The organism is Planctomyces sp. SH-PL14 (assembly GCF_001610835.1).
Taxonomy (GTDB): domain Bacteria; phylum Planctomycetota; class Planctomycetia; order Planctomycetales; family Planctomycetaceae; genus Planctomyces_A.
Genome location: NZ_CP011270.1, coordinates 8,272,833 through 8,299,813, shown reverse-complemented (window position 1 = coordinate 8,299,813; position 26,981 = coordinate 8,272,833). Strand labels below are relative to the sequence as shown.

Genomic DNA, 26,981 nt, shown 5'->3' with positions numbered 1-26,981 from the left:
AGTCGCTCTTCTCCCTTTGAACGTTCAATGCCCGGAAAAGTCTATCTGGTTGGTGCCGGTCCCGGTGATCCTGGGCTTCTCACAATTCGCGGAATGGAGTGCCTCGCGAAGGCGGACCTCGTGCTCTACGACGGGCTCGTCAATCCGGTCCTGCTCCGGTACTCGCACGCGGCCTGCGAGCGAACCTCCCGCGTGGGCGGAACCGGGCCCGATGCCAAGCACCTGAACCAGGAGGAGATCAACCGCCGGTTGGTCGAGGCGGGGCTGGCCGGGAAGACGGTCGTCCGGCTCAAGGGAGGGGATCCGTACATCTTCGGCCGCGGGAGCGAAGAAGCGGCAGCCCTGGAGGCGGCCGGCGTTCCTTACGAAGTCGTCCCCGGAATCACGGCGGCGACGGGGGCGGCCGTCTACTCCGGCATCTCGCTGACGCATCGCGACCACGCCTCCGCGGTGGCGTTCGTGACCGGACACGAGTCCCCGGACAAGCCATCGTCTGCTCTCGACTACGATAAGCTGGCCCGGTTCCCGGGGACGCTCGTCTTCTATATGGGGCTGCACCAGATCAGCGCGATCGCCGGGAGTCTCGTCGCCCACGGAAAGCCGGCATCGACGCCCGTGGCCGTCGTCTGCCGGGCGACAACTCCGCGGCAGCGGGTGGCGTCCGGGACGCTGGAGAACATCGCGGCGAAGGTCGCGGACGCCGGACTCCACGCCCCGTCGCTGATCATCGTCGGCGAGTGTGCCCGGCTCCGCGAGCAGACGCACTGGTTTGAGCGTCGGCCGCTGTTCGGACAGCGGATCGGGATCGCACGAGCGGAGGAGCAGTTCGTCGACGTGCTGGACCGGGGAACGGAGCTCGGCGCCGAACTGGTCTCGATGCCGGTCATCGACATTCTCCCCCCGGCCGACTGGACCGAAGTCGACGCCGTCCTGGACCGGCTCGCGGAGTTCGACTGGATCGTCTTCACCAGCGTCAACGGCGTGCGGGCGTTCCTTGATCGTCTCTGGACCTGCGGTGGCGACGGCCGCCGGCTCGGCCGGGTCCGTCTGGCCGCCATCGGTCCGGCGACGGCCGAGGAGCTTCGACGGTTTCATCTGCGGGCGGACCTTGTTCCTACGTCGTATCGAGCCGAGGACCTGGCGGCCGCTCTTGCGCCGCACGTTTCCGGGCGCCGCGTCCTCTGGGCGCGGGCGAGCCGCGGGCGCGATGTCCTTCCGACGTCGCTGACCGCTGCGGGAGCGACGGTCGAGCAGGTGGTGGTCTACCAGAACGTCGATGTCGAGAGCTGGGAACCGGTCGTCCAGGAGCGGATCGCGGCGGGCCATCTCGACTGGATCGCGCTGAGCAGTCCGTCGATCGCGCGGCAGGTCGCCGCGCTCGTTCCCCCGGAGCAGCGTTCGAAACTCGGACGCGAGATCCGGATCGCCGCGATCAGCCCGGTGACGGCCGAGGCGGCCCGCGACGTTGGCTTGCCCGTGAACGTCGTGGCGAGCGAGTTCACGTGGGAAGGGTTGTTTCAGGCGATGGCGGGAGAGAGCCGCCTCGCGTAGGGAGGGCACGCGCCGGATGGTGGTCAGCTTCTCCACTATTCGAATGACGTTCTTGCCGGCGCAGTTCTGCTCGCTCAAACCCAACGTGCGACGGCCACTGGGGTCAAGGGGGTCTCACCCCCTTGCCGCCGGAGGCACTTCCACGAGGAACCGTGGGACACAACGGACGTCCCCTTTGTGGCACCAGCGTTGAGGACTCCCTCACAACACACCGCTGGCATTGCGATCCCCGCGGGTTGGTGAGGGGGGCATACGATGCGTTGGCCAAAGCTGGACACGTGCTCCTTCAGACATCTCTCGACGGCCAGGCCTCCGGCGGGCAAGGGGGCGTTGCCCCCTTGCATCCCCCACCAGGGGTACCCCTGGACCCCGGCGGGCCCCCCGTCCAGCCGGCACTGGCTTGACTTCTCCTCCCGCCACCAGATTATCACCAATCAACAACAGTTGATTCCTTGGCTCCCTGCGGAGTTCCCGATGGCACATCGGATCGGTTCGCATTCTCCGGCTCGCCGCACCGTGCGGCCGCTCATCACCAAACTGCTTCTGGTCCTTCTCGGAGCCGGCTGGACAATCGGAATTCCTGTCCGCGCCCAGGAAGCAGCCAAGGAATCTCCTCCCGCCGTGGAAGGCCCCGCCAAGTGGGAGAAGGAGATCCGCAAGTTCGAGGACTCGGACGTGTCAAAGCCCCCCGCGGCCGGCGGAATTGTCTTCACCGGCAGCTCGACAATCCGGCTGTGGGACCTCGCGAAGTCCTTCCCCGATCTCCCCGTCATCAACCGCGGCTTCGGCGGTTCCCAGATGAACGACGCCGCCCACTTCGCCCCGCGGACCGTTCTCCCCTACCACCCCAAAGCCGTCGTCCTCTACTCGGGGGACAACGACATCAAGAACAAGAAGACCGCTGAAACGGTCGTCGGCGACCTCAAGGCCTTCTGCCAGGTCGTCCACGAACACTTGCCCGAAACCAAAATCCTCATGCTGTCGATCAAGCCCAGCCCCTCGCGGTGGTCGATGATCGAGGAGCAGCGCGAAGCAAACCGCCTCGCCACGGAGTTCGCCCGCACGACGAACTATCTCCAGGTCATCGACGTCGAGCCGGTCATGATGGGGAAGAACGGCGAGCCAGATCCCGCGCTCTTCGTCAAAGACATGCTCCACATGAGCGAAGAGGGCTACGCACGCTGGACTGCTCTGCTCAAGCCACACCTCCGCGAGGCGACCGCGCCGCGCGTGTTCACCGATGAGAAGCCGCTCTCCGACGCGCGCCTCAAACCACAGCGGACCTACAACGACGCCTACCACCCGTGGACGCCGCCCACAACCGTTGCCGACTGGGCCAAGTCCGCCGCGCGGATTCACCGACAGCTCCTGGTCGCCTGCGGACTCTGGCCGATGCCGGAGAAGACACCGCTCCAGCCCGTGATCCACGGCAAGGTCGACCGTGACGACTTCACCGTCGAACGGGTCTCGTTCTTCAGCCGCCCTGGACTCCTCGTCACGGGGAGTCTCTATCGTCCCAAGAACGCCTCGGGGAAGATCCCCGGCGTCCTCTGCCCGCACGGCCACTGGGCGAACGGCCGGTTCTATGACGCCGGCGAGAAGGGGGTTGCGGAACAGTTCAAGCTGAAGGCCGAAACCCGCGAGAGCGCAGCCCGCTATCCGCTCCAGGCCCGGATGGTCCATCTGGCCCGGATGGGCTGCGTGGTGTTCCACTACGACATGATCGGCTACGCCGACCAGAAGCCCCTCGATCACCGCGGCGGCCTCGGTGACGCCGAAGCGTCGCTGTGGCTGCAGAACCCACTGGGACTGCAGACCTGGAACTCAATCCGCGCCCTCGACTTCCTCCTCGGTCTTCCGGATGTCGACCCCAAGCGGATTGGCGTGACCGGAGCGAGCGGCGGCGGCACCCAGACCTTCATGCTCTTCGCCCTCGATGACCGCCCGACCGTCGCCTTCCCGGCGGTCATGGTCGGGACCGCGATGCAGGGGGGCTGCGTCTGCGAGAACGCAGACTACCTCCGCTTGGGGATCAACAACGTCGCCATCGCGGCGAAGACCGCACCCCGCCCGCTGGGGATGGTCGGCGCGGACGACTGGACGATCGACATCGAGACCAAGGGGCTCCCGGAACTGAAGCAGGTCTATAGCCTGTTCGGCCGGTCGGACCTCGTCTCCGCGGTCGCCTACAAGCAGTTCCCGCATAACTACAACGAGAAGTCCCGGGAGCGGATGTACGCCTGGTTCAAGCAGCACCTTCCGCTCGCCGAGACCGCTCCGCTGACCGAATCAGACTTCAAGCCTCTCTCACAGGAAGAGCTGACCGTCTTCACCGCCGATCACCCGCTCCCGGCGGAGTCATTGCCGGCGGACAAGCTCCGTGAGCGGCTCACGCAGGACAGCGAAGCGGAACTGCGGATGATCCTCCCGAAGGATCCCGCTGGCGTGGAAGCCTATCGCATGGTGACCGGCGGCGCGCTCGCGGTCATGTTCGGTGAGTCGACCGAGACCGGCGCGCGGATGACCTCCGCCACGGACGATAAGGGCAAACCTCTCCCAGCCGATCCGGAGCCGGTCGCGGCCGAGATCATCGGCACCGAGGAACTCGCGGACTCGATCACGCTGATCCGCGGGATGGTCCGGCGGACCGACTCCGGCGAGCAAATCCCGGCCATCGCGATGCGGCCGACGGACGATCCCAAGGGACTCGTCGTGCTGTGGATCGACAGCCAGGGGAAAGCGGTGCTGCTCGACGAAGCGGGCGGGCCGAACGCGATGGTCAGGAAACTGACCGGCGCCGGCATCACGGTCGCCTCGATCGATCCCTTCCTGACCGGCGAATCGCGGGAAGCCGCGGCGAAGAAGGCCGGGGACAAGCCGCTCTATCCCGTCAACCTGCAATACCCCGGCTACACCTTCGGGTACAACGCTCCATTGCTCGCTCATCGCGTCCGGGACATTGTCGCCACGGCCCGCGCCCTGCGAGCGCAACAGGGCTTCCAGAAGCTCGCAATCGTCGCTCAAGGCGAAGCCGGCCTGTGGGCGGCGCTCGCCAACGCGGCCTCACCCGGCACGTTCGACTGGATCTGGGCCGACCTCGACGGATTCTCGTTCGACGCGGTCAAGACGCCCGACTCTCCGTCGATGCTCCCTGGAGCCAAGAAGTACGGCGGTGTCGGCGGCCTAGTCGGCCTGGGGGCCGGCACCACAGGAGCGCTCCATCAGCTCGCTGAAAAGGATGCCGAACGCGCCAAGGCGATCGTGACCGCCGCCGCGGGACCGCTGACGATCGAGCCCAAGCCTCTGGAGATCGACGCGGTCGTGGCGCGGCTGATTCAAGTTAAGCCGGAGTAACGAGCAATCGCGCCGCCTCCCCTCGTTTCGAGGTCCGCCTGAAAAGGCACCCGACTACAGGAGCAAAGGGAGGCGGGCCAGCTCTGCCCCTCGCTCGACCATAGCCGGGTGCGCTTGGATTGTAGTTCGCAGAAGAGGGTCCGATCACCAGGATTCCCCTGGTCACGCCCCTTGCGTTAGGGGTAATCCTTCCCCCATTGAAAACTCCCTGGAAGACAGCGCCCGCATCTCCCACGGCTATAGGGTCGCCTGTTCTACGGAGGGCGTCAAGCAGCGATCGGTCGAGATCGATCCGCGAAAAATGACTGGAGAGTCAGTCTCTGCGTAAACAGGGCCGGTCCCGATCAGAAACCTTCGCCACTCGTAAACCCGCCATCCGATGCGCCCCCTCCGAACGAAGACGAAGATGGGGACGAGGACGAGGGAAAACTCGACGAGTGCCGCGAGGAGGACCTGTGGGAGCGGGAGCTCGAGGCCGCGTGCTGGAGAGCCGCCCCCGCCACTTCGACCATGGCGTGCAGCAGGACTCCCGTGAGCGGATGTTGGACCACGCTCCCCGCGTTCTGCTCAACCCAGGTCGGCTCGAAGGCCTGGTGGCTGCGGATCGTCGACCACAGGGCGTCGCGTGTCACCGCCCCGGTCTCGAGCTGCGCGAGCGTCCGTTCAATCTCGGAGGTCGATCGGAAATAGGACCTCTGCGAATCGAAGTTCGACTGCTGGAACCGCCGCACGACGAAATCAAGCCCTTCCTGCCGCGCGTCGAGCTCCTTCGTCCGTGTGACCAGATCGGGAACGTTCTTCGCCAGCCGATCGATCTCCTCTCCGAGCCAGCGGATCCGGGAGACCAGCTCGTCGTCGACCGTGTCGGGGGTCGTGCGGGCGTTGCGTTCGAGGCGGACCATGTCGGCCTTCATCAGGAATGACTGGAACCGCTGGAGCGCTTCGGCGTAGAACTGCCCCTGCTCGCTGCCGAGCTGCGTCAGCTGGTGCTCGACCCCCGCCACCCGCTGCTGCAGGTCATTGACCTGCGCGACCTGACGATCGCGGACCGTTCCGACCTCCTGGCCCTGGCGAAGGATCGCCGTGAGGCCGATGGTCTCGGCCGCCTCCTGCTCGAAATCCTCCGCCTGGTCGAGAATGGCGTCCACGTCCGCCCGCCGGCGTTCGACCTCGTCCCGCATGCGGGGAGGCGTGTTGGTCAGGAACTCGTAGCTGCGACGCGCGGTCTCGTAGCCGATGAGGCGGGCGACCCACCGGTCGAGCAGCCGGGTCGTGCCGCCAGCGGCGTAGTCCGCACCGCCGAACTTGCGGTCATAGAGATACTGGAAGAGCCGGCTCCGCTCGTAGGCAGGGAGCTTGTCGCGGGCGTCGCGCTCGACCTCTTCGGCCCGCGATTCGTTCTTCTTGAGCTCCTGCTCCCGCTCCAGGGCGGTCCGAGAGAGGGTCTGGAACTCGGGATGATCCTTGAGCCGCGCGGCCAGCTCCGCCTGGAGCGATTCGCGGCGCCCGACCAATTCGTCGAGCCGGCCCGTCGTCTCGCGAAGCTGACCATTCGCCGAGGCGAAGTCGGCGCGGAGGCGCTCCAGCTGGCCGGTCAGGGCAGTCTCGGTCCGGTCCTTCCGGTCGATGACCTGCTGGAGGTCCGCGCGGGCTTCGTCGAACGTCCGCGCGATCGACTCCCGGGAAAGATGGGGGAGGTAGAGGCGGGCGAGTTGCAGAAAGGCGTCGGACCGGCGGGAGACCAGGTCCCGCATGGCGGCATCGATCGACTGGGACTCGGACCGCAGCGCCGCGGCCTGCTCCCGGATTCCGGAGAGGGACTGGCGGAGGTCTTGCAGAACGTCGAAGCCGGACCGTTTCACGGGGTCTCCCTGTGCGCGTCGCGAGTGTCGCAAAGTCGTCCGCCGCGTGCGAGTCCGCGGAAACCCACCCGCCGAACGGGAATCAGTACGGTCGATGCCCGACCTCGGATCACCGAACCGCAGGATTCGCCGCCCGGACGGTCCGCAAATTGCGGCGAGTTCGAGGAAACCAAGCCGTCGGCCCGGGGGGGAGCGCTGCGCATGCGATTTCACGTTCTTGCGACGGATTACGACGGCACGATCGCCCACCACGGCCAGGTCGATGAGCGAACGGTTGCCAGCCTGAAGCGTCTCCTGGCCTCCGGACGGCGGCTGGTGCTGGTGACCGGCCGCGAGCTCCCGGAGCTGCTGACCGTTCTTCCGGAGATCGACCTTTTCGAATGGGTCGTAGCGGAGAATGGGGGCCTCCTGTACCGCCCCGCCACGCGCGAGGAGATTCCGCTCGGGGAGGCCCCTCCGGCCCGGTTTGTGGAGGTCCTGACCGCCCGCGGGGTCGAGCCGATCTCCGTCGGCAGATCGATCGTCGCGACCTGGGAACCGCACGAAACGACGGTTCTGGAAACGATTCGCGACCTCGGACTGGAGCTCCAGGTGATCTTCAACAAGGGGGCGGTGATGATCCTCCCCGCCGGTGTCAACAAGGCGAGCGGCCTCCGGGCGGCCCTAGACCAGATGGGGATCTCGCCGCACAACGTCGTCGGCGTCGGAGACGCGGAGAACGACCACGCCCTCCTGCGGGGGTGCGAGATCGGCGCGGCGGTCGAAAACGCCCTGCCGTCGGTCAAGAAGACAGCGGACATCGTTCTGACGCTCGATCACGGGGCGGGGGTCTCGGAGCTGATCGACCGGATGGTGGCGACGGATCTCGCGGCCGAGTCGCGGGCGATCGAGCGGCACCAGCTCCCCCTCGGAGAAACCGGCGGAAAGCCGGTCCCGTTGTCTCCTTACGGGCACAACATCTTGATCTGCGGCCCTTCCGCCAGCGGCAAGTCGACGGTCGCCACCCGTATCGTCGAATCGCTCCTCGAAAAGGGCTACCAGTTCTGCCTAGTGGATCCCGAAGGGGACTATTCGAACGTCGAAGGCCCGATGCACTTCGGCGGGCCCGACGCCTCGCCGGTCCCCTCGGAAGTCATCGCAACGCTCGAACGTCCGCAGTCAAGCGCCGTCGTCACTCTGACCGGGATGTCGATTGCCGATCGGCCGCCGCTCTTCACGTCGCTCCTTTCGCCGATCCTCGACCTCCGCGGTCGAACGGGTCATCCGCACTGGCTGCTGCTCGATGAAGCCCATCACCTGATGCCGGCAGACTGGAAACGGCCGGAAGGGCTGCTGCCCGAACGGCTGGTCAACTTCCTGCTCATTACGGTCCATCCGGAGCTGCTTGCTCCGTCGGTGCTGAAGCAGGTCGATACGTTCATCGCCGTCGGGCCGACGGCAGCGGAGACGCTGAAGCAGTTCGCGGAGGCGGCGAAGCTCGACACCCCGTCCACCGACGGGGCGCCGGTGTCGCAGGGAGAGGTTCTGCTCTGGGACATCCGATCGAAAGCGGCTCCCCGGCGGGTCAAAGTCACCCCGGCCAAGACGGAGCGGCGGCGGCATCGCCGGAAGTATGCGGAGGGGGATCTCCCGGAAGACCGGAGTTTCTACTTCACCGGGCCGGAGAAGAAGATGCGGCTTCGGGCCCAGAACCTGATGCTGTTCAACCAGCTTGGGGAAGGGGTGGACGACGAGACCTGGTCCTATCACCTGAAGCGCGGCGAGTACTCGCAGTGGTGCCGGACCGCGATCAAGGATGAGAACCTGGCCGATGCCGTCGCGGCGGTGGAGCAGGCCGGTCGGCTGTCGCCGCAGGAGTCGCGGAAGCAGGTGCGGGCCGCGATCGAGGCGGACTACACCGTCCCGGCGAGTCCTCCGCTGCCGGTTCCCGGTGCAGGCTGAAGTTTCCCGTTCTTCTTTTGCAAGGCCCCGGCGCCAGTCACCCTCACGCCGTCGTGGCCTTTTCGTCTTCCGGATGAAGCAGCGTCAGGCTCGGAAAATCGAGGTGGTCTGAGTCTTCCCACATCCGAACGCCGCCGAAGTAGGCGTTGTGATTGCTTCCGCGTCGGCACTCCGGCGGCATGGTCCGCAGCTTCTTGGCGTTGCCGCCCCCCAGCATGACGTAGTCCGCCTCGAAGGCCGGACGGAGGAGTTCGGCCGCCCGCGCGACCGCACGGGCCCACCGTTTCTGGCCGTGGAGTTCCAGTCCCCGCCGGGAGAGCGCCTCGTCAAACGTTTCGCTGCGGAGGAATCGCAGGTGTCCCAGAGCCAGGGGGATAATCTTCCCGTCGGAGATGAACGTCGTGCCGATCCCTGTCCCGAGTCCGAGGTACAGCATCCGGCCCCCTTCATAGCTCCCGAGCGCCTGCATGCAGGCATCGTTCATGATCCGGAGCGGGCAGCCGAAGGCGTCGGCGAAGTCGTAGTCGGTCCAGCCGGGTCCCAGGTTGATCGGCTCCGCCACGGGCCGGCCGTTCACGACGTTCCCGGGATAGCCGATCGAGACTCGGTCGAATTCCACGTCGTGGATCTCGCGGCGGACGCGTTTCATGAACGTCTCCGGCGTGAGACCTTTCCCGGACGGAATCTTAACCTTGTCCGACTCTCCCGTCCGCCAGACCTTCACATTCCGCCCCCCAATGTCGATCACGAGCGTCTCCATGGCAGCCTCATCTCATGTGGGATCACTGATCTGTCTGCAGTCGGAGCAATGCAATCCCAATGCCAAGTCTCGGCGGGAGATCCGGACGGGGTGATGGCCACGGCCCCCATTGGCCGACCGTGACTTTGCGACAATTTCACGAAATCGAAGAATGGATTCTGGACGGTCGGCGCGGTTGCCGATATCCTGTTGTGCTCGCCCGACGGAAACGTCAGGTCGACTACCAACGCGGGGTGGAGCAGCCCGGTAGCTCGCGAGGCTCATAACCTCGAGGTCGTCGGTTCAAATCCGGCCCCCGCCACTTCAAAGTCCTTCGTCAGCGATTCGCGGACGAAGGACTTTTTGCTTTTGTGGGTCACGTTTTCTGCGGGTCGCCGGGGCTTGCGATTCCGGGGCATCGAACACGACAGTTTCGATGGTCGATGCCTCGACAGTCCCTTGATCGGAGGCGGACCGAACGAGCTTGCGTCTCAAGCCGTTCAGCGACGCCCACGTCCTCATTCCCGACAGCGATCAATCTCTACCGTCGATGACAACTTCCCGCCGAACCCGTGTGGCCGCCTACGCTCTTCTGGTCGAGCGCGACCGGATTCTTCTCTGCCGCCTGTCGGCCCAGGTCCCGCGTCATCAGGGGAAGTGGACGCTTCCCGGTGGCGGCATCGAGTTCGGTGAGCGGCCCGAGGAAGCGGTCGTCCGGGAGGTGCGGGAAGAGACCGGCCTGGTCGTCACCGTCGAGAGTCTGGCGGCGGTCGACTCGACCGTCGTGGAGTCGGACGGAGTGCAGTCGCACAACATCCGGATCCTGTATCGCGCCGACGTCGTGGGAGGGACTCTCTGCAACGAGCTCGAGGGAAGCACGGACCTGTGCCAGTGGTGGGACCGGAACGCCCTCCCGCCGGTCGTGAGTCTGGTCAACGTGGCGATTCCCGTCGCCTTCCCATGATGTCCCGCGACAGCGGACGGTGACCGTGAGGGAACGGGAGGAGGGGAGGGATGATGTCGGAGCGGATCGAACGATATCTTCTGGGGATCGAGGCGGTTCGGGAGGCCGTCCGCGGTTTCACATCGCACGAGCTTCGCATACAACCGGTGGTGGACGAGCCGGCGTCCCCGGACGTGGGAGCCTGGAGCCCGCTGGAGGTGATCTGCCACCTCGCCGACTCGGAAGCGCTGTTTGCCGAGCGGATGAAGCGCGTCCTCGCGGAAGACCGGCCGCCGCTCGCTTTCGCCGATCCCGCCGCCTACATGGCCGCTCTCGCCTGCCATGATCGGGACGTCGAGGAGGAACTCGCCTGCATCGCCGCCACGCGACGGCAGATGGTGCGGATCCTCGCCGCGCAGTCGGCGGACGCCTGGCAGCGGGTCGGGATTCACAGTCGCCAGGGAGAGCAGACGCTTGAGCAGTTGCTGCAGAAGGCGGTTGATCACCTGGAGCACCACGTGCGCTTTCTCTGGAAGAAGCGCGATCGGCGCTAGACATCGGCCCCGGCGGCGGAAGGTCGTCTGTTACTGAGCCGAAGACCGAGTATTGCGCAGTCGTTTGTGAACCGTGGAGACGGCATCGGCTCACCGGCCCAAGAACCGGGGTCCAGGGGGTACCCCCTGGTGGGGGATGCAAGGGGGCGAAGCCCTCTTGCCCGCCGGAGGCCCTCTCGTCGAGAGATGTCTGAAGGAGCACGTGCCCAAGCGCGGACACCGTGTCGTATGCCCCCTCACCAACCCGCGAGATTGCAAAGCCAGCGGTGTAGTTGGGGGAGTCCTCCACGCCGGGACCACACAGGGGACATCCGTTGCGTACCACGGTTCCTCATGGAAGTGCCTCCGGCGGCAAGGGGGCGTGGCCCCCCTGACCCCTGGCTGCCGTGGCACGTTGGGCTTGAGCTACGGACGTTTTGCCGGCAAGGACGCGGTTTGGGTCAGCGGTCCGAGCGCCCCCCCGCCTCAATCGTTCTCGCGCCCCTTCACGGCCACGTCTAAAGTCGGCGTGAAGCCCGCGACAGTTCCCTTTTGAAACGGCGCGTCGGCTGGCATGATATTGTACGTATACGTCGTATTGAGGAGGCGTGACGATGACCGCCCATGAGCTCGCGATGTCGCTGCGGCTGGCCTACCTGGCGCTCCATCGTCGGACCGATGCCGTCATGGCACAGGCCGGCATCACCGCCGATCAGTTCGTCGTCCTGGCCGCGCTGTCCGAGGGGATGACACTCACGCAGAGCGAGCTCGGCGCGCGAATCGGCTCCGACCGCAACACCGTCCGGGCCATGCTCGTTCTCCTGGAACGCCGCGGGTTCGTCGAGCGGACACCCCAACCGCTCGACCGAAGGGCCCGACGGGTCGCGCTGACAAAAGAGGGACGGAGCACCTTTCGCACGCTCTGGCGGAAGAGCGACACCCTCCGCCAGGAACTCGTCACGAGCCTGGCTCCCGAACAGACCGCCACGCTGGTGCAGCTCCTCCGGTCCCTCACCGCCAGCCTCAGTCCGGCAGACACGCCAGCCACATCTTCGCCCTGATCCGAGCCGTGCCGGACCGGGGCCAGACACGTTCCGTGACCACTTCCTGTCGCGTTCCCTTCTGGAGGCCTTTCATGAGAGTTCGACTGCTCATTCCGCTGGTCGCCGTAGTCCTTGTCACCAATGCCGCTCACGGGCAGAACGGCTTCGGGCCGCGCCCGCCCGCTTTCGAGTCCGTCGAGGTCTCGTCGGAACGGGCCCTCACGTTCCGTCTCTTCGCCCCCAAGGCGGAAGAGGTCCGCTTGGTCAGCGCCGACCTTCCCGGCAGTGATTTCGCCGGACGGCCGATGAAGAAGCGGGACGACGGAGTCTGGGAAGCGACCACCGCCGCCGTTCCGGCCGGAGCCTACCGATACCACTTCCATGTCGACGGCCTGGCGGTCATGGATCCCCGCAATCCGGCGACGAGCGAGTCGAACATGAACGCGTCGAGCCTGGTCCTCGTCCCCGGCTCCGCCAGCTTCGACACGCGGGACGTTCCGCACGGGGCGATCTCCCAGGTCACGTACCATTCCCAGGTCCTCTCCCGCCAACGCCGCCTGCACGTCTATACGCCCCCCGGTTACGAGCGCGGCACCGAAACCTATCCGGTGCTGTACCTGCTCCACGGGGCGTTCGACTGCGATGCCTCCTGGAGCTCGATCGGACGGGCCGGGGCGATCCTCGACAATCTCATCGCCGATGGGGGAGCGAAACCGATGGTGGTCGTCATGCCGATGGGGCACACCGGCCCGTTTCAGTTCGGTCCCGGCGGCAACTTCGAGAAGCAGATGAAGGAGTTCGTCGAGGAATTCCAGCGGGACATCCGTCCCCTCGCCGAGACCCGATACCGCCTCCGGGACGGCCGCGAGCACCGCGCCATCGCGGGACTCTCGATGGGGGGCGCCCAGACGCTGGAGATCGCCCTGGCGAATCTCGCGGATTACGGGGACGTCGGCGTCTTCAGTTCGGGAGTCTTCGGCATCGACCGGGGCGACGGGGCGGAGAAGTGGATCCAGAAGCACAGCCGCGTCCTGGAGGATGCCGAGGTCAAAAAGGACGTGCGGGTCTGGTTCGCCACCGGACGGGAGGATTTCCTGATCGGAACGTCCCGGAAGACGGTCGAAGTCTTTAAGGAGAAAGGTTTCGCCGTCACCTACGTCGAGACGGCGGGGGGCCACACCTGGCTGAACTGGCGCGACTACCTGCACCAGTTCGCGCCGCGGCTGTTCCAGCGGGAAGGGACTGCCCCCGCGGAGGGCTCCGCGTCAAAGCCGGCGGCCCCGTGACGGCTGAGAGCGGTTTCGCCCGCGTCGATGGGCCTCGGCGGCCCCTCGCGCGGCTGCGTGACGGCGGTTCGCGGGTTCCCTATCTTGAGCGAACCGGACGGACGAGTGCGTCCGTTTCTGATTTTCCTGGAGGTCGCCCATGCGTCGCGTTCTGCTGTCCCTCGCGGTCCTGTTCACCGCCACGTCGGTGTTTGCTGAAGACGCCCCCTCGACGGTTCCCGCGGAACCGGCCGGAATGAAGGTCCTGTTCAACGGCAAGGACCTGGAGGGCTGGGATGGCGATCCCCTGCTGTGGAGCGTCAAGGACGGCGTGATCCACGGTGAGACGACCCCCGAAAACGCCGCCAAGGGGAACACGTTCCTGATCTGGAAGGGGGGGAAGGTCAAGGATTTCGACCTGCGGATCACCTTCCGCTGCAACGCGACCAACAACTCCGGGATCCAGTACCGCTCGAAGCACATCACCGAAGGCAAGGTCGGCAACAACTGGGTCGTCCGGGGCTACCAGCACGAGCTCCGCAACGAGGTCAAGTTCCCGAACACCTCCGGCTTCATCTACGACGAAGGGGGGAAGCGGGGGCGGATCTGTCTCGTCGGCGAAGTCGCCACCTGGGAGCCGACCGGAAAGAAGGTCCTCCGATCCGACCTGATTGACGAGAAGGCTTTCGAAAAGCTCTTCAAGCTCGATGACTGGAATGACGTCGCGATCATCGGCCAGGGGAACCGCGTCCGGCACTACCTCAACGGACAGCTCATCCTCGACTTCACCGACAACGATCCGAACCTGGCCCTGACCGAAGGGGTGATCGCGGTGCAGCTCCACGCCGGCAAGCCGATGTGGACGGAGTTCAAGTCGATCCGTCTGCACCAGGCTCCGGCCGGGAGCCTGTAGTTCCTCGCTGGCTCTGCGTCGTTGCTCTTCCGTTGGAGGAGAGGAAAACACTGAGGCACGGAGAACGCGGAGAGTCTCGCGGGAATGGACTCACCCCTCGCCCCCTGATGCGACGTGCATCGGGGGGCGATTCTATTTCAGGTGGATGGGCTGCGGTTTCTTGAGGGCGTCGCCCTTCAGAGTCGCCGCTTCAAACGTCGGCGGGCCGAAGAGGCCGCGGGCACCGTTCGAGAATCCGTAGGGCTCGCTGGGGATGCCGACAGCGTTCTTTGACAGGAGGCCGTTGCCATCCAGGTCTTGGAAGACCGCCACGGCAACGGGGACGTTCATCGGGACCACCAGGTCCACAGTCGCTTCGCTCTGGTCCGCCCCAACCGACACCACGAGCGTCGAGGAACTCGCCGACGGTTGCGGAAACCCGTCTGCCGATTCAAACACGGCGATCCGGAGGTCCGAGGCGGTCTTCTTGAACCCCATCACCCGCAGCCGCAAGTTCTCACCATCGGCCGACGGGACGGCCGGAGGAGCAGTTGGCGGCTCCACGGGCGCCGTAGTGGACGTCGATGGAGGAACGGGTGCCTCCGGCATTGAGACGCGTTCGAAGCGTGCCGGTTCGGAACTCCGCTCCGGCAGGTTGGACGAATCGGGTCCCGAACGACGAGCGATCTGAACGAATAGCCCCGCCAGCGCCATCACAACGACAGCCGGAAGCGCGATCGCAGGATTCAGGCGTTTCATGTCATCCTCGGTGACCGCGTATACCTCACCCGACCCGCTGCTCAAGGCCGCTTCGCACTGCCGTTGGCATCGTCAGTAGCCGCGCTTCCACCGGCCGGAGAACGCCAGCGTCAGCAGGCCGAGCACCACGGCGCTCCCCAGGAGGACGGTCACTTCACGCTGAAGACTCTCCAGTGGGGTCTGGTACCAGAACACCTTCTGGTACCCGTCGAGAGCCCAGGCGTTGAACGTCCAGCGGCCGATCTCCTTCATCCGGTCGCTCATGGCGAACCGCGGGATCATGCTCCCGCCGACCGCCGACATGCTGAGGATCACGACGACCGAGACCGCGTTGAGCTGCGCCCGCGAGCGGCAGAGGGTCGCCAGCACCATCGCGAAGCTGGCGGTCGCCGCGGCGGTGCAGAACGTCATGATGAAGAAGCCCGGAAGGTGGCTGCCGAGCTGGATCCGGAAGACCGCCTCCGCCCACAGGAACATGACCGTGATCTGCAGACACCCGAGAAGCAGGATCCCCAGCCACTTGCCGGCCACGACGTGAAACAGCCCCGCCCGGCTGACGAGGATCCGGTCCAGTGTTCCGGACTCCTCTTCCTCGAGCAGCGCTGCGGCGTTGCCGGTCGCGGAGAAGAGCAGGAACAGCACCGCGATTCCCGCCGCGTACATCGCGATCCGCGGATTCTCCTGCGACGCCGCCTGGGGGTTCTCGACCTTCAGGTCGAGCCGGTCCGGCAGCGGTTCCACTGTCACGGTGGCCGCGGTCGAAGCGGGCAGGGGAACGGCGCCGGGCTGAGCCGGCATCCCCTCCCGCACGCCGCTGGCGGCCGCCTCTCGATCCCGAGCCCGGGGAAGGCCGTCGGCGCTCCGCCATTCGCCCGACGCCTTCGAGAAAACGTTCGACGAATCGGCCGCCTGTCCGGGCTGGGAACCAGGAGCCGCGGGGCGGCCGGACTCGGTGGTCACGGAGCCCCGGGCCGCGGACGGAAACGGAGCGTTGATGGGCGAGCCGGCGGGGAGATTCGACGATGCCGCAGGAGCGAACGCGGCCGCGCGGATCCGCGCGAGACGTTCCGCCGCGATCAGGGCCGACTTCTGAGCGAAGAAGCCCCGGATCACCGAGCTCACCATGGCGACCGCCATCGGGTTCTGGCCATCGGTGACGAGGCTGACCGGGACTTCGGTGTCGGCGGGCTTCGACTCCAGATCGTCGGGAAACGCCTCGGTCAGTTTGACCAGGAGATCGTAGCGCCCTGACCGCTGCGCCTCTCGCACCCGGGCGTCGAGATCCAGTTCCGCCTGCGCACTGTTCTCAGAGGCGGTCGACGCGCCCGCGCCGATCGCGGTGCACCGCAGCGCCGTATTCCCTTCCATGAAGGTTCGCAGCTCATCGGCCAGGGGCGATGAATGCGCGGCGATCCAGCCGACCCGCAGCTTCTGGTCGGTTCCGGTGGCGATGCCGTTGCTGAAGATGGCCGCAAAGATGCTGAAGAAGATCACCGGCATCACGAAGACCAGGATCAGCTCCAGCGGGTTGTTCCACAGCCGCAGAACGAGAATTCGAAGGATCGTCCGGATCATTCCCGCAGGCTCCTTCCGGTCAGCTCCAGAAAGACATCCTGCAGCCCGAAACTCCGGACGTCGATCTGGGCAGGCTCGGGGTCGAGCTCGCTCAGCACGGCGAGCATCCCGGGAAGGTCCCGCATCGACTCGATCGGACGGGTCGCGGCGAGCCGGTCCGCTTCGAAGCGGTAGTCCGGCAGGTCGTCGGGGAAGGGACGGTCAAACCGCAGAGTGATCCGGTGTGGGGGACCGATCGTCCGCTCGACGAGAGCGCGAAGCGTCCCGTCCGCTACGATCGTCCCCAGGTCCATGACGACGATCCGGTCGCAGCGGGTTTCCACTTCTTCGAGCTGATGCGTCGTCAGCAGGACCGCCGCGCCGCGATCCGTCAGCTCGCCGAGCATCGTATAGATCCGCTCGCGGCTCTGGGGGTCGACGCCGACGGTCGGCTCGTCGAGGAGGAGAATGTCCGGGTGGTGAAGGACACTGCAGGCGATGTTCAGCCGCCGCTGCATCCCTCCCGAGAGCGTCTTGGCCAGCGATCGGGACCGGTCGGCAAGGGCGGCCCATTCGAGAACTTCGCCGATGCGGTTCGTCAGGGCCGTGCCTTTCACTCCCTCGAGGCGCCCGAAGACTTCGAGGTTCTGGCGGACCGTAAGGTCGGGATAGACGGCGAGGTTCTGCGGCACGAGACCGATCCGGGCCGGTTCGCCCGACCGGGAGGGCTGCCGGGGAGCCCGCGTGATGGTCCCACCGTCCGGCTTCAGGAGGCCGGTGATGCAGCGGATCATCGTCGTCTTTCCGGCGCCATTGGGACCGAAGAACCCTAGCAGTTCGCCGGCCCGCAGTTCGAGCGAGATCCCCTTGAGGGCCTCGCGGCCCCGGTAGCTCTTGCGAACGCCGCGCAGCGACAGGACCGGCGGCTCGTTGCGGGAGACAGCCGCGACGTCCCCAGAGCCGATGTCCGACGGTTCAGAATGGCGGTTTCCCGTCATGATGCCGCGATCTCATAGCTTCGCTGGCGCCACTGGACGCCGCGTCCCCGCTCTCCGCGACCGAACCGTTTTCGGCTCCAGGCGGTCCATTGGATGACGAGGAAGATCACAACTGAGAGCGGGTGCAGGATGCAACCCCGCCAGGCCCGGTCGTACCGGAGGCAGCACCAGAGCCGCGGCAACAAGGCGAAAAAGCCGCTGGCGAGGACCGGCACCGCCAGCGAACGGGGAAGGAGTCCGAGCGAAAGCATCGCGAGTTCGACGACCGGACTGAGAAACGCGAGCGACAGCAGGACCGTCATGACCAGCAGGAGGGGCATTTTCGCAAACCCCTCCGTCGCGTTCTTCAGGAGACCGAGCCACGTTTCGGAGAACGAGGTGTACATCCGGCATTCGGCGACGTCCGAGGCGTCGAAAAGATCGGTCCGGAGCCCCTGCGACCGGTAGGCCCGCGGCAGCATGATTCCGTCATGAAGCGACTGGCGAATCGCACCGTGCCCTCCGGTCGCCTCGTATGCCGCGCGGGTGGTGACGAAGAACTGTCCGCAGCCCGCGGCGGCGCCCGTCATCCGGGTCCAGCGCATGAGCGGGAAGGGGAGGAAGCAAAGGAGGATCTGGTGGATCAGCGGGATCAGGAGCTGCTCGCCGATCGTTTCGACCCGTTGCCGGGGAAAGCCGCTCAGGAGATCGACACCGCTCGCCACCCGGAGCGAGACGGCCCGCCGCAGGGCATCGCGGGACAGGGCGACATCGGCGTCGAGAAACACGAGCTCCGAGAACCGGGCCTGACGGGCGAGTTGCCAGCAGGCGTACTGCTTTCCGCTCCACCCGCCGGGCATCGGCGTTCCCCGGACGAGCCGCACACGGGCATCCCGTTCCGCGTAGCCGCGGACGATGTCCCCCGTTCCGTCCGTGCTCTCGTCGTCGAGGACACAGATTTCGAAATCGACTCCTTCGTTTCGAAGAATCGAATCGAGCAGCGGCCCGATCCGCAGCGCCTCGTTTCGGGCGGGAATCAGGACCGAGATCTGCAGCCGGGGCGCATTCGCTCCGGTCAAACCGGAAGCCCCGCTACGAAGCGCGTCGGGTGTTCGTCTCCGCGGCGCGCGGCGGAAGAACAGCAGGTTCACGAGGAACATCCCGGCGACGAACGCCGAGGCCCCGAATGTCGCCCAGACAAGGGCGGAGGCCGCCACGGTCATCATGTCAGCTCTCCGCTCAGAGGGCGCGGCGCCGACGAGGCGGAGACCTCATGTTCGGCCTGAAACGTCCGGCCGCGAAGTCCGGCGACCACTCGCCGCCAGATGTCGTACAGCCCGCCGATTCCGGAGCTCCCGGTCGACAGCGTCGCGAAGGCCTGGGAGTCGCGAGCAATTGCATGGCGGGCGAGCGTCACCTGCGTTTCCGCCAGGGTCGCTTCGAGGGATCGCGAACGATCGTCCCGGTCTTCCGGCAGTCCGCAGCAGTCCACCGGGGACGAGAACGCGACGAGTAATTCGGGGTGCCGCTCATTCCAGAACGGGTATTCGACCGCCATCGCGAACAGTCCGCCGGCGTAGTCCCGGTCGACCAGATGCGCCAGACCGCTCATGAAGGGAGCGGCCTCGCGGACATCCGAGAACCGTCCGCCAGGAGTGAGCCACAGGAGCGTGGAGGGGGATTTCAGGAGAGCGCGGCTCGTCCGGAGAAAATCCCGGGTGCCAGCCACGGAATCGCGAGCGACGGGGAAGAACCCCATCCGCTCCAGCACCGGGTAGCGCCGCAGGGCCTCGGCGTCCATCGGTGCGGCGAAGCGCCGGCCGGGGAAGAGGAGATCCGTCATCAGGACCCCGGTCATCGGGTCCCACCATCCCGGGTGATTCAAAAAGCCGACCGCCGGTCCCGGCGGAAGCGACGGCAGATGCTCCAGCCCCAGGGCCCGGACCGCGTGAAAGTTCCGGCGGATGAACCGTCGGACGTAACCGCGGAACCCCCAGTTCAGGAAACGCGTCCCCCAACTCGCCTTCCGGCAAGCATCGGAACCGGGATGGCTCTGTTCGGTCATCGGACCGCCGGGACCTGAAGAAGAAGACGTGGAACCACACGCTGCAGTCGACAACCTCCGGCTTTCCTATCTGTGTCCATCTGTGTTTATCTGTGGCCCAATTCTTTGAGTTTCAAGCCACAGATGAACACGGATCAACACAGATGAGAGGAACGTCCGGAGGTTACGTCGATGGCTAGGCCGCGGCGTTCGTCCGGCGATCCGCGGCCGAACTCTTCGACGAGTGGAGCATGTCCTGGTCGACGGTGTCGGCGGCGATCCAGCCGGACATGAGGACCATCGGCATTCCCGGTCCGGGATGGGCCGAACCGCCGGCGAGGTACAGGCCGGGCAGTTCCTTCACACGGTTGGCCGGCTTGAACGCCCCCATGAAGCGACCATGGCTCGCCAGGCCGTAGATCGCTCCGTTCAGGACGTGGTAGCGGTCGTTGATCCCCTGCGGCGTCAGGTGATGCTCGACCTCGATCCGCTCTTCGATGTCTTCCATCCCGGCGGTCGTCTTCAGCTTCTGGATGATGACATCCCGGTAGCCCGGCAGCATCTTCTTCCAGTCGTGATGCTTCCGGAGATAGGGAGTGTGGACCAGGACGTACAGCGCTTCGCCGTCCCCGGGAGCGACCTTGTCCCCCGAGAGCGACGGGGCACAGACGTAGCAGGTCGGGTCGGCAGCCGGCTCTCCCTGCTGATAGATCTGCTGGAACTCGACGTGCGGGTCCTGGCTGAAGACGAAGTTGTGATGCAGGATGTGCTCGTACTTCTTCCGCAGGCCGAGGTAGAGGACCACGCCGGAGCAGGCCCCTTCGAACTTCCGCTTCGACAGGAACCGCTTCGCCGGCGCGGCGGGCAACAGCTCCTGACAGGTCCGGACACAGTCGGAGTTGGAGACGACCATTCCGGCCTTGAGCGATTCGCCGGTCTCGAGGGTGACCCCCGTGACCCGCTTTCCGTCCGAATCGATCGACCGGACATGCGCTCCAGCGATGTACTGCACGCCAAGCTCGCGGCCAAGGCGGACGAGCGCTTCCGGGACCGCCCGGGTCCCGCCCATCGGATACCAGATCCCTTCATTGGTCTGCATGTGGGCGATCCCGCACAGGACCGCCGGCGACGCTTCCGGGGAGGAGCCGACGTACTGCGTGAAGTGGTCGATCATCTGGGCGATCCGATGATCCGGAATGTGCGAGCGGACGAGCCCCGCCACGGTCCGGCCGAAACGGAGGCTCAGGACATCCATCAGGACGTCGAGCGAGAACGACTCCTTGAAGTTCATCGTGTCGGCGATCCCGCCGACGCTCTTCCAGAAGAAGAAGCGGTTCGAGACGTCGTCCAGCTGCCGCGAGATCTCCATGAAGTTCTCGTAGCCGTCGCCGGTCCGCTCCGAGCCGGTGTACTGACGAAGCCGGTTCTTCATGTCCGGAATCGACTCGACGAGGTCGAAGCTCGTCTTGTCGCTGAAGAAGCACCGCCACTGCGGGTCGAGCCGGACCATCTTGAGATAGTTTTCGAGCGGCCGTCCCGCCTCGGCGAAGATCCGGCGGAGAACCGACGGCAGGGTCAGGATCGTAGGGCCCATGTCGAACCGGTAGCCGCGGTCCTCCAGAAGAGCCGCCTTGCCGCCGAACCATTCGTTCTTCTCAACGACCGTGACCTCGTATCCCCGCGCGGCAAGCGTGCAGGCGGTGGCAAGGCCCCCCAGGCCGCTTCCCACAACAACGACGTCGGACTTTGTCTTCATGACCGGGGACCTTCCTGTGACGGGCGAGAGAGAGCTCTGCGGATTCGGAACTGGGCCAGCGTGGCGCGGATCATCCGCGGGACGGCCGCCAGGCGCTCCAGCGGGCTCGCGGCATGCTCCAGCCGGATCAGTTGTTCGAGGACGTCGGCGTCGGCCGATGTCGGTGTTTCCAGATGCGGCTTGAACCAGCGGCGGGTCGCGACGATCGCCTTCAGATGCGTCATCGCTTCAAGCCCCGCCGCGCCGCGGGTGACTCCGTGTCCACTCGCGCCTCGCCCGCCGAACGGGACGCGCGGGTCCGCCGTCGGAACGATCAGATCGTTGAGGACGACACACCCCGCGGGGATCCGCTCCGCGATCTGGCGACAGCGACGGTCGGAGCCGAAGACCGTGGCGCTCAGCGCATAGGGACACCGTTCGTTCTCGCGGAGCGCCTCGTCTTCGCTGGAGACCCGGAGAAACGAGAGCACCGGCGCGAAGAGATCGCTCCGGGCGACCGTCATGTCGGAAGTGACGTGATCGAGGACGACGGGTTCCCGCAGGAGCGGCCGCGGGGTATCGGCATCGAACGTTCCGGCAGCAAGCTGAGCCCCGGAGCGGAGAGCGTCGCGAACCGCCTCCCCGGCACCTCTGGCCCCCTTCTCATCGAGGGGACGACGACTCACGTCCGTGGAGCGCAGTCGCAATTTGTCCCGGAGCCGGCCGAGAACCCGTTCCACCATCGCCGGGCTGGCGAAGACGCGGCGGGGGGCCATGCAGGTCCGGCTGCCGTTCAGCGTGAGACCAAAGAGCAGGCTGTCGCTGACAAGCTCAGGGTCGGCATCATCCAGAACGAAGACGGCGTCGCAGCCGGAGAGCTCCATCACAGAGGGAACTGTTCCCTCCCCCAGGTCCCGGCTCACGGCGCGTCCCGCCGGAGCCGATCCCGTCAGGAACACCTTATCGACGCCGGCGCGAATCGCCGCCGCCGCCGCTTCGGGGGATTCGGGGAGGAGCTGTACGACACCCGGCGGAAGGCCGGCGGACTCCATCAGCCCGATCAGCATCTCGATGGGTCGCGAGCAGCCCGGGGCCGGCTTGACGAGGACGCCGTTCCCCGCCGTCACCGCCTGCAGGATCTGCACGCCGGGGAGCATCAGCGGATAGTTCGAGGGCCCGACGATCAGGACCGCGCCGAGCGGGTCTCGCCGGAGCGTAACACCATTTCCCCAGAGCCACATCGGCCTGGAACCGGTCGATAGTGTTCGCGGCTTGAGAACCGCACGCGCCTCGTGTTCGAGGAACCGGCACGCATCGAGGAGGGGCAGGATTTCCGCGGCGAGCGTCTCAGCAAGATTGTCCCTCGGGACAGCGTCCGCCAAGTGGCGGGGATTCGCCACAACGGCGAGCCGCAGTCGCCGAAGAACGCCAAGCCGATCGCGGAGCGGTCGACTCCCCCAACCGGCCTGAGCCGCTCGCGCCGCGCGAATCCGCTCGGCGACGCCATCTTCCAGCGATGTCCCCCGGAGCAGACCGTCAGCGCTCGCGGCCGGACCGCGGAAGGCCGGCGCTCGAGGTGATGTCGCTACGGATGCCATCGCCACTCCGGGCCGACTCGACACGTCGCTGGCGAACGGCAACCCGGCGAACGCCAGCCGGGGACTGTCAAACCGGCCGCGCCACGCGCACACCGCTTCCGACAGCCGCTCGAACGCGGCGCCGATCGCAGTGGCGAGTGAGCGTTGCCGCATCAGGCCGCCCTCCGCTGCGGCAGGGGTTCGGCCGGAATCTGGCCGGGCAGCGAAGGAACTTCGGGGAACGCGAGGCCGAGTTCATCACACATCAGCCGCGCGGAAATTCGGGCCGACTCATAGATCACCGGCAGGCCGCTGCCAGGATGCGTTCCACCGCCGACGAGGTAAACCTGCTCCAGGTCCTGATACCGGTTCCCCGGCCGCCCCAGCAGCATCTGGCCGAGATTGTGCGCGAGATTGAACGTCGCTCCGCGGTAGACCTGGTACGAGTTCTCCCAGTCGTCAGGCGTGAGCATCTTCTCGAACCGGACCCGGCCCTCAATGTCGTCCAGACCGACCTTGGCCAGCTGCCTGAGGACGCGCTTCCGAAAGGCGGCTTTCTGCGACGGCCAGTCGATCGTGGGACTCTGGTGCGCCACCGGCACCAGGACGTAGAGCGTGCTCATGCCGCGCGGGGCGAGCGAATCGTCCGTGACGCCGGCATTCTGAACGTAGAGCGAAGGATCCTCAGGGAGGACCTTGAGGCGGTCGATCTCGTCGAGGTTCCGCTCGTAGTCGCGGGCGATGTAGATCGTGTGATGCGGGAGATGGTCATAGCGACCTTCGATCCCCAGATAGAGCATGAACGTCGAGCAGGAATACTTGCTGCGGGCCAGTTTCCGATCGTTCCAGGTCCGCCGCAGCCGATCGGGGACGAGGTTCCGCATCGTCTGGGCGAAGTCGGCGTTGATGACCAGGGAGTCGAACGTGTGATCGCCGGTCCGCGTCCGCAGCCCGACCGCCTTCCGCCCGTCGAAATGCAGGGCCTCGACCGGCTCGCTGAGGCGGATCTTGACCCCCAGGTCGGCCGCGACGTCGGCCATCCGCTCGCTGACGGCCGCACAGCCGCCGGTCGGATGGAAAACCCCGTACTCGTATTCCAGAAACGCCAGGATCGTGAACAGGCTGGGACACTGAAACGGCGACATCCCCAGATACTTCGACTGAAACGACAGCGCCGTGATCATCCGCGGATCGCTGAACCGCCGGCCCAGATCCCCCGCGACCGACTGCCACGGCCGGAGCCACGGGAGAGCCTTGAGGACCGAAGGCCGCATCAGGTCGAGAACGCTGCTGAACGGAGACTCCAGAATAGGCCGGAACCGTTCGAGCTTGCTGCGGTTCTCGATGAGAAACTGTTCGAACTGTCCGGCGTCGCGAGGCGAAATCCGGGTGATCTCGGCCTTCATCCGCTCGACATCGGGCGTCGCGTCGATTCGTCCGCCGGCGCCGAATTCCAACCGGTACTGCGGATCGAGCCGGGTCATCGGGACGTCGGCCCACAGGTCGCGTCCGACGGAGCGAAAGACTTCTTCGAGAACCCGCGGATAGAGGAAGAAGGTCGGCCCGGTGTCGAACCGGAACCCGTCGGCCTCGATGGCGGCGCACCGCCCGCCGACCCGCGGAGCGCGTTCGAAGACCGTGACGTCGGCCCCGGCGCGGGCCATGAGCATAGCGTTCGCCAGACCGCCCGGCCCGGCGCCGACGATCGAGACCCGCCGTCTTGTCCCTGACTTCCGTGTCATGGCATCCCTGCCCAACCGGGATTTTTCCAACTTTGGGGCGGCTTATGGCTCAATTGGCCTAATCCGTCAATGTCGTTCCCGGCCTCGGGCCGGGCGGGAAGCATGGAGAATGCCTCATGTTGAAGCCGACCGGCGGGGATTGCCGCGGAACGCCGGTCGACCCGTTCCGAATCAAGCCGACAGCGGCCCCAAATGGCCCCACACAACTTCCCAAGAGCGTGCAGGTCTCAGTAGCATGCGGGACAAGCGGCGTTCCCGGAGAATCGTCGCTGGTCTCCGATCGGCGCTGCCACGTCAGCGCAATCGAGGCCCGAGCGAGAGTGGCGGAACTGGCAGACGCACTAGACTTAGGATCTAGCGGGGCAACCCGTGCAGGTTCAACTCCTGTCTCTCGCACTTCCAATCAAATTGCTTGTCAATTTGCATCGGACGACAGCTCCCGACTCGCCGAAACTGGATCATCCCTGCCGGATGGTACTGTTTTGGTACTGCGACTGGGCTCACATTGGCCTGACATTGCCATCCCCCGCAGAGGGTCGAATGGCAACGCTTCAGCAGCGAAATGGCAGCTACCGTGTGTTGTTTTACTGGCATGGCCAGAGGCAGTCGCTGACCCTCGGGTCGGTCAGTTCTGACGAAGCAGAAACGAAGAATTCGCAGGTCGAATATTTGCTGATGCGGGTGAAGCAGGGGCTGTTGACCGTCCCGCCAGGAATGACGATCGCCGCGTTCCTGTCGTGCGATGGCAGGCCGCCGAAAACCCCGATAGCGCCGAATGAGGTCCGCGAACAGGTCACTCTGCGGCAACTCAAAGAGCGGTATCTCAGCACGCATGAGAACTCGCTGGAGGCGACGTCGATCGCGGGCATCCGCATTCACTTCAACCATCTGACCCGCTTCTTCGGGAATCAGTTCGCCATGGCTTCGCTCAGCCTCGCAGACCTTCAGCGATATGTCGAGCACCGGTCGAAGGCCAAGGGCCTGAAAGGCCGACGGCTCTCGCCAGCCACGATTCACAAGGAGATCGTCACTTTGCGAACTGCATGGAACTGGGGGCTGCAGATGCGCTACGTAGAAGGCCGGTTCCCGAACAAAGGTCTTCGCTATCCGAAGGGAACCGAAAAGCCACCCTTCATGACCCGCGACGAGATCGAGCTCCAACTCGACGGGACAAACGACGAGCTTTGGGAATGCCTGTACCTGCGCATCGATGAAATCGTTGAGCTTCTGCAGCACGTCAAGACGCGTCCGGCACAACCGTTTGTGTATCCGATGATCTGTTTTGCTGCCCACACCGGCGCACGACGTTCCGAGATCGTGCGGGCCAAAGTGTCTGATGTGAATTTCACATCCAAGATCGTGACGATCCACGAAAAGAAGCGCGATCATGGACGCACGACGACCCGCCGAGTGCCGCTGACGCCATTTCTGGAGCAAGTCCTAACTGAGTGGCTCGCGCATCATCCAGGCGGTCCCTTCCTCTTTTGCCAGCCACAGCAGGTCGTCCGCAGCAGAAAACAGAATCGCGTGCCGAGCGCTCCACTCACCAAAGACGAGTTTCACGACCATTTTCGTCGCGCTCTTCGCGGTAGCAAATGGTCAGTGATCCGCGGCGGCCATGCGCTGCGTCACTCGTTCATCAGCGCCTGCGCCAGTCGAAACATCGATCAGCGTCTTGTGGAGGCCTGGGCGGGACATATGTCGCCTGAGATGTCGCGGCGATATGCCCATCTGTGGCCGAGCGTACAGCAGGAGGCCATGAAGGCGGTTTTCGGCCCGTGATCCCCGCCCGATCGCCGCTTTCTCGTCGTCAGAACGTCTCGGCGGCCTTAGCGCTTGACCGAGGCGCAGGGGCAGGGAAGCAGCCCCTCACGCTGGAAACGCTCATATTCCGCGTGGGAAATCACCCATTCCGCGTGAGCGCCCCGTCCCGAGCGTCTCTTCTGCGCCTGAATTCTCCCGAGTCGCGCCCATTCGCGCACGGTGAACTTCGCCTTGCCGACCAGCGCGGCAAATTCCTCGATCTCATAGAAGTCCTTGATCGTCTGCTGCTGCAGAAGGGTCTCCAGCATCGACTCGATCCTCTGAAGGCGCTGGTCAATATCCATGGCAAACCCGCACGGGCGAAGTGCAAGAACGAAGTCGACTCCTTCGATTCCAGGGCGTCCTATGCCTCATTCATGGATAAACGGGGCCTCATGCCCATCTGTTCCATCCCTGATCCCTTTGGCTAGCGTTCCGGTTCCATCTGCTTTTGCAGCGATCGCCCGGCGTGGCTTGCCATGACGTCGTCGAAACTCCGTTCGCCCTGAATCGATTGGGTCACCATCTGCGGTGTGGGATTGCCGATTGTCCCGGGCTCTTCATGCTGTGCGGTGACTCCGTTCCACGGATTGAGCACAGCGTTCTGGGCATCTTTGAGCCCGCGGCGAAACTCGGCCGCAAGCAGACTCGAGGTACTGGGTCGCAT

Annotated in this window: 21 protein-coding genes and 2 tRNA genes; 11 read left to right on the top strand and 12 right to left on the bottom strand. The window is 65.6% G+C overall.

What is annotated here, in order from left to right:
• Positions 1-27 precede the first annotated feature (27 nt).
• Together cobA and VT03_RS32045 are read left to right on the top strand one after the other, a co-directional pair.
• A complete protein-coding gene (gene cobA / locus VT03_RS32050) occupies positions 28-1,551 on the top strand; it encodes a uroporphyrinogen-III C-methyltransferase (protein WP_075096774.1) in 1,524 nt (507 codons plus the stop codon).
• A gap of 474 nt (positions 1,552-2,025) precedes the next feature.
• Positions 2,026-4,905: a GDSL-type esterase/lipase family protein gene (locus VT03_RS32045; RefSeq protein ID WP_075096773.1), complete on the top strand. Its 2,880-nt coding sequence runs from the start codon at positions 2,026-2,028 to the stop codon at positions 4,903-4,905.
• 344 nt (positions 4,906-5,249) lie between these two features.
• Here the strand turns inward: VT03_RS32045 and VT03_RS32040 are convergent, their stop codons facing one another.
• Positions 5,250-6,767, bottom strand: a complete 1,518-nt coding sequence (locus VT03_RS32040; RefSeq protein WP_075096772.1) for a hypothetical protein — start codon at positions 6,765-6,767, stop codon at positions 5,250-5,252.
• 201 nt (positions 6,768-6,968) lie between these two features.
• Here VT03_RS32040 and VT03_RS32035 point away from each other — a divergent pair, with 201 nt between their 5' ends.
• Positions 6,969-8,708, top strand: coding sequence for an HAD family hydrolase (locus tag VT03_RS32035; RefSeq protein ID WP_075096771.1), 1,740 nt, complete (start codon positions 6,969-6,971; stop codon positions 8,706-8,708).
• Between the two features lie 43 nt (positions 8,709-8,751).
• Here the strand turns inward: VT03_RS32035 and VT03_RS32030 are convergent, their stop codons facing one another.
• Positions 8,752-9,468, bottom strand: a complete 717-nt coding sequence (locus tag VT03_RS32030) for an ROK family protein (RefSeq protein ID WP_075096770.1) — start codon at positions 9,466-9,468, stop codon at positions 8,752-8,754.
• Between the two features lie 227 nt (positions 9,469-9,695).
• Between VT03_RS32030 and VT03_RS32025 the strand changes: the two genes are divergently transcribed.
• From VT03_RS32025 to VT03_RS32000, 6 genes are all read left to right on the top strand, one after another.
• Positions 9,696-9,769, top strand: a tRNA-Met gene (locus VT03_RS32025).
• Positions 9,770-10,021: 252 nt separating this feature from the next.
• Positions 10,022-10,411 carry an NUDIX hydrolase gene (locus tag VT03_RS32020; protein WP_075096769.1) on the top strand — a complete coding sequence of 130 codons (390 nt, stop codon included), beginning with the start codon at positions 10,022-10,024 and terminating at the stop codon, positions 10,409-10,411.
• Positions 10,412-10,461: 50 nt separating this feature from the next.
• Complete coding sequence (locus tag VT03_RS32015; protein WP_075096768.1) at positions 10,462-10,944, top strand: DinB family protein; 483 nt, start codon at positions 10,462-10,464, stop codon at positions 10,942-10,944.
• A 593-nt stretch (positions 10,945-11,537) separates the two neighbouring features.
• Positions 11,538-11,984, top strand: a complete 447-nt coding sequence (locus VT03_RS32010) for a MarR family winged helix-turn-helix transcriptional regulator (RefSeq protein ID WP_075096767.1) — start codon at positions 11,538-11,540, stop codon at positions 11,982-11,984.
• A 74-nt stretch (positions 11,985-12,058) separates the two neighbouring features.
• Complete coding sequence (locus VT03_RS32005) at positions 12,059-13,252, top strand: esterase (protein WP_075096766.1); 1,194 nt, start codon at positions 12,059-12,061, stop codon at positions 13,250-13,252.
• Between the two features lie 139 nt (positions 13,253-13,391).
• Complete coding sequence (locus VT03_RS32000) at positions 13,392-14,144, top strand: DUF1080 domain-containing protein (RefSeq protein ID WP_075096765.1); 753 nt, start codon at positions 13,392-13,394, stop codon at positions 14,142-14,144.
• A gap of 132 nt (positions 14,145-14,276) precedes the next feature.
• On the opposite strand, the gene VT03_RS34470 is transcribed toward VT03_RS32000, so the two are convergent.
• The 8 genes from VT03_RS34470 to crtI form a co-directional block, all read right to left on the bottom strand.
• The gene (locus tag VT03_RS34470) at positions 14,277-14,882 is read right to left on the bottom strand and encodes a DUF2141 domain-containing protein (protein ID WP_082846689.1); all 606 of its coding nucleotides are present in this window, start codon (positions 14,880-14,882) and stop codon (positions 14,277-14,279) included.
• A 72-nt stretch (positions 14,883-14,954) separates the two neighbouring features.
• The gene (locus VT03_RS31990; protein WP_075096763.1) at positions 14,955-16,457 is read right to left on the bottom strand and encodes an ABC transporter permease; all 1,503 of its coding nucleotides are present in this window, start codon (positions 16,455-16,457) and stop codon (positions 14,955-14,957) included.
• Positions 16,454-17,434, bottom strand: a complete 981-nt coding sequence (locus tag VT03_RS31985; protein WP_075096762.1) for an ABC transporter ATP-binding protein — start codon at positions 17,432-17,434, stop codon at positions 16,454-16,456. Before VT03_RS31985 ends, VT03_RS31990 begins: the two co-directional genes overlap by 4 nt.
• A complete protein-coding gene (locus VT03_RS31980; protein WP_075096761.1) occupies positions 17,431-18,639 on the bottom strand; it encodes a glycosyltransferase family 2 protein in 1,209 nt (402 codons plus the stop codon). Before VT03_RS31980 ends, VT03_RS31985 begins: the two co-directional genes overlap by 4 nt.
• Entirely contained in the window at positions 18,636-19,478 is an 843-nt protein-coding gene (locus VT03_RS31975; RefSeq protein ID WP_075096760.1) for a lysophospholipid acyltransferase family protein, read from the bottom strand. Before VT03_RS31975 ends, VT03_RS31980 begins: the two co-directional genes overlap by 4 nt.
• A gap of 175 nt (positions 19,479-19,653) precedes the next feature.
• Positions 19,654-21,213, bottom strand: coding sequence for a phytoene desaturase family protein (locus tag VT03_RS31970; protein WP_075096759.1), 1,560 nt, complete (start codon positions 21,211-21,213; stop codon positions 19,654-19,656).
• Entirely contained in the window at positions 21,210-22,943 is a 1,734-nt protein-coding gene (locus VT03_RS31965) for an aldehyde dehydrogenase family protein (RefSeq protein ID WP_075096758.1), read from the bottom strand. Before VT03_RS31965 ends, VT03_RS31970 begins: the two co-directional genes overlap by 4 nt.
• Positions 22,943-24,511, bottom strand: coding sequence for a phytoene desaturase family protein (gene crtI, locus VT03_RS31960; protein WP_075096757.1), 1,569 nt, complete (start codon positions 24,509-24,511; stop codon positions 22,943-22,945). Before crtI ends, VT03_RS31965 begins: the two co-directional genes overlap by 1 nt.
• A gap of 314 nt (positions 24,512-24,825) precedes the next feature.
• On the opposite strand from crtI, the gene VT03_RS31955 reads away from it, so the two are divergent.
• Together VT03_RS31955 and VT03_RS31950 are read left to right on the top strand one after the other, a co-directional pair.
• Positions 24,826-24,907: transfer RNA gene (locus VT03_RS31955), tRNA-Leu, on the top strand.
• Positions 24,908-25,051: 144 nt separating this feature from the next.
• Positions 25,052-26,293, top strand: coding sequence for a tyrosine-type recombinase/integrase (locus tag VT03_RS31950; protein WP_075096756.1), 1,242 nt, complete (start codon positions 25,052-25,054; stop codon positions 26,291-26,293).
• Between the two features lie 47 nt (positions 26,294-26,340).
• Here VT03_RS31950 and VT03_RS31945 read toward each other — a convergent pair whose 3' ends face one another.
• Together VT03_RS31945 and VT03_RS31940 are read right to left on the bottom strand one after the other, a co-directional pair.
• On the bottom strand, positions 26,341-26,583 hold the full coding sequence (locus tag VT03_RS31945; RefSeq protein WP_075097401.1) for a hypothetical protein: 243 nt from the start codon (positions 26,581-26,583) through the stop codon (positions 26,341-26,343).
• A gap of 158 nt (positions 26,584-26,741) precedes the next feature.
• Positions 26,742-26,981 (bottom strand): hypothetical protein, encoded by a 240-nt coding sequence (locus tag VT03_RS31940; protein WP_075096755.1) that lies wholly within the window; start codon positions 26,979-26,981, stop codon positions 26,742-26,744.

What these genes read in the sequence shown, in the direction of transcription:
- cobA (WP_075096774.1), top strand. Translation starts at nt 28, where the DNA reads ATGCCCGGAAAAGTCTATCTGGTTGGTGCCGGTCCCGGTGATCCTGGG.
- VT03_RS32045 (WP_075096773.1), top strand. Translation starts at nt 2,026, where the DNA reads ATGGCACATCGGATCGGTTCGCATTCTCCGGCTCGCCGCACCGTGCGG.
- VT03_RS32035 (WP_075096771.1), top strand. Translation starts at nt 6,969, where the DNA reads ATGCGATTTCACGTTCTTGCGACGGATTACGACGGCACGATCGCCCAC.
- VT03_RS32030 (WP_075096770.1), bottom strand. Translation starts at nt 9,468, where the DNA reads ATGGAGACGCTCGTGATCGACATTGGGGGGCGGAATGTGAAGGTCTGG.
- VT03_RS32015 (WP_075096768.1), top strand. Translation starts at nt 10,462, where the DNA reads ATGATGTCGGAGCGGATCGAACGATATCTTCTGGGGATCGAGGCGGTT.
- VT03_RS32010 (WP_075096767.1), top strand. Translation starts at nt 11,538, where the DNA reads ATGACCGCCCATGAGCTCGCGATGTCGCTGCGGCTGGCCTACCTGGCG.
- VT03_RS32005 (WP_075096766.1), top strand. Translation starts at nt 12,059, where the DNA reads ATGAGAGTTCGACTGCTCATTCCGCTGGTCGCCGTAGTCCTTGTCACC.
- VT03_RS32000 (WP_075096765.1), top strand. Translation starts at nt 13,392, where the DNA reads ATGCGTCGCGTTCTGCTGTCCCTCGCGGTCCTGTTCACCGCCACGTCG.
- VT03_RS34470 (WP_082846689.1), bottom strand. Translation starts at nt 14,882, where the DNA reads ATGAAACGCCTGAATCCTGCGATCGCGCTTCCGGCTGTCGTTGTGATG.
- VT03_RS31990 (WP_075096763.1), bottom strand. Translation starts at nt 16,457, where the DNA reads ATGATCCGGACGATCCTTCGAATTCTCGTTCTGCGGCTGTGGAACAAC.
- VT03_RS31985 (WP_075096762.1), bottom strand. Translation starts at nt 17,434, where the DNA reads ATGACGGGAAACCGCCATTCTGAACCGTCGGACATCGGCTCTGGGGAC.
- VT03_RS31980 (WP_075096761.1), bottom strand. Translation starts at nt 18,639, where the DNA reads ATGATGACCGTGGCGGCCTCCGCCCTTGTCTGGGCGACATTCGGGGCC.
- VT03_RS31975 (WP_075096760.1), bottom strand. Translation starts at nt 19,478, where the DNA reads ATGACCGAACAGAGCCATCCCGGTTCCGATGCTTGCCGGAAGGCGAGT.
- VT03_RS31970 (WP_075096759.1), bottom strand. Translation starts at nt 21,213, where the DNA reads ATGAAGACAAAGTCCGACGTCGTTGTTGTGGGAAGCGGCCTGGGGGGC.
- VT03_RS31965 (WP_075096758.1), bottom strand. Translation starts at nt 22,943, where the DNA reads ATGCGGCAACGCTCACTCGCCACTGCGATCGGCGCCGCGTTCGAGCGG.
- crtI (WP_075096757.1), bottom strand. Translation starts at nt 24,511, where the DNA reads ATGACACGGAAGTCAGGGACAAGACGGCGGGTCTCGATCGTCGGCGCC.
- VT03_RS31950 (WP_075096756.1), top strand. Translation starts at nt 25,052, where the DNA reads ATGGCAACGCTTCAGCAGCGAAATGGCAGCTACCGTGTGTTGTTTTAC.
- VT03_RS31945 (WP_075097401.1), bottom strand. Translation starts at nt 26,583, where the DNA reads ATGCTGGAGACCCTTCTGCAGCAGCAGACGATCAAGGACTTCTATGAG.
- VT03_RS31940 (WP_075096755.1), bottom strand. Translation starts at nt 26,981, where the DNA reads ATGCGACCCAGTACCTCGAGTCTGCTTGCGGCCGAGTTTCGCCGCGGG.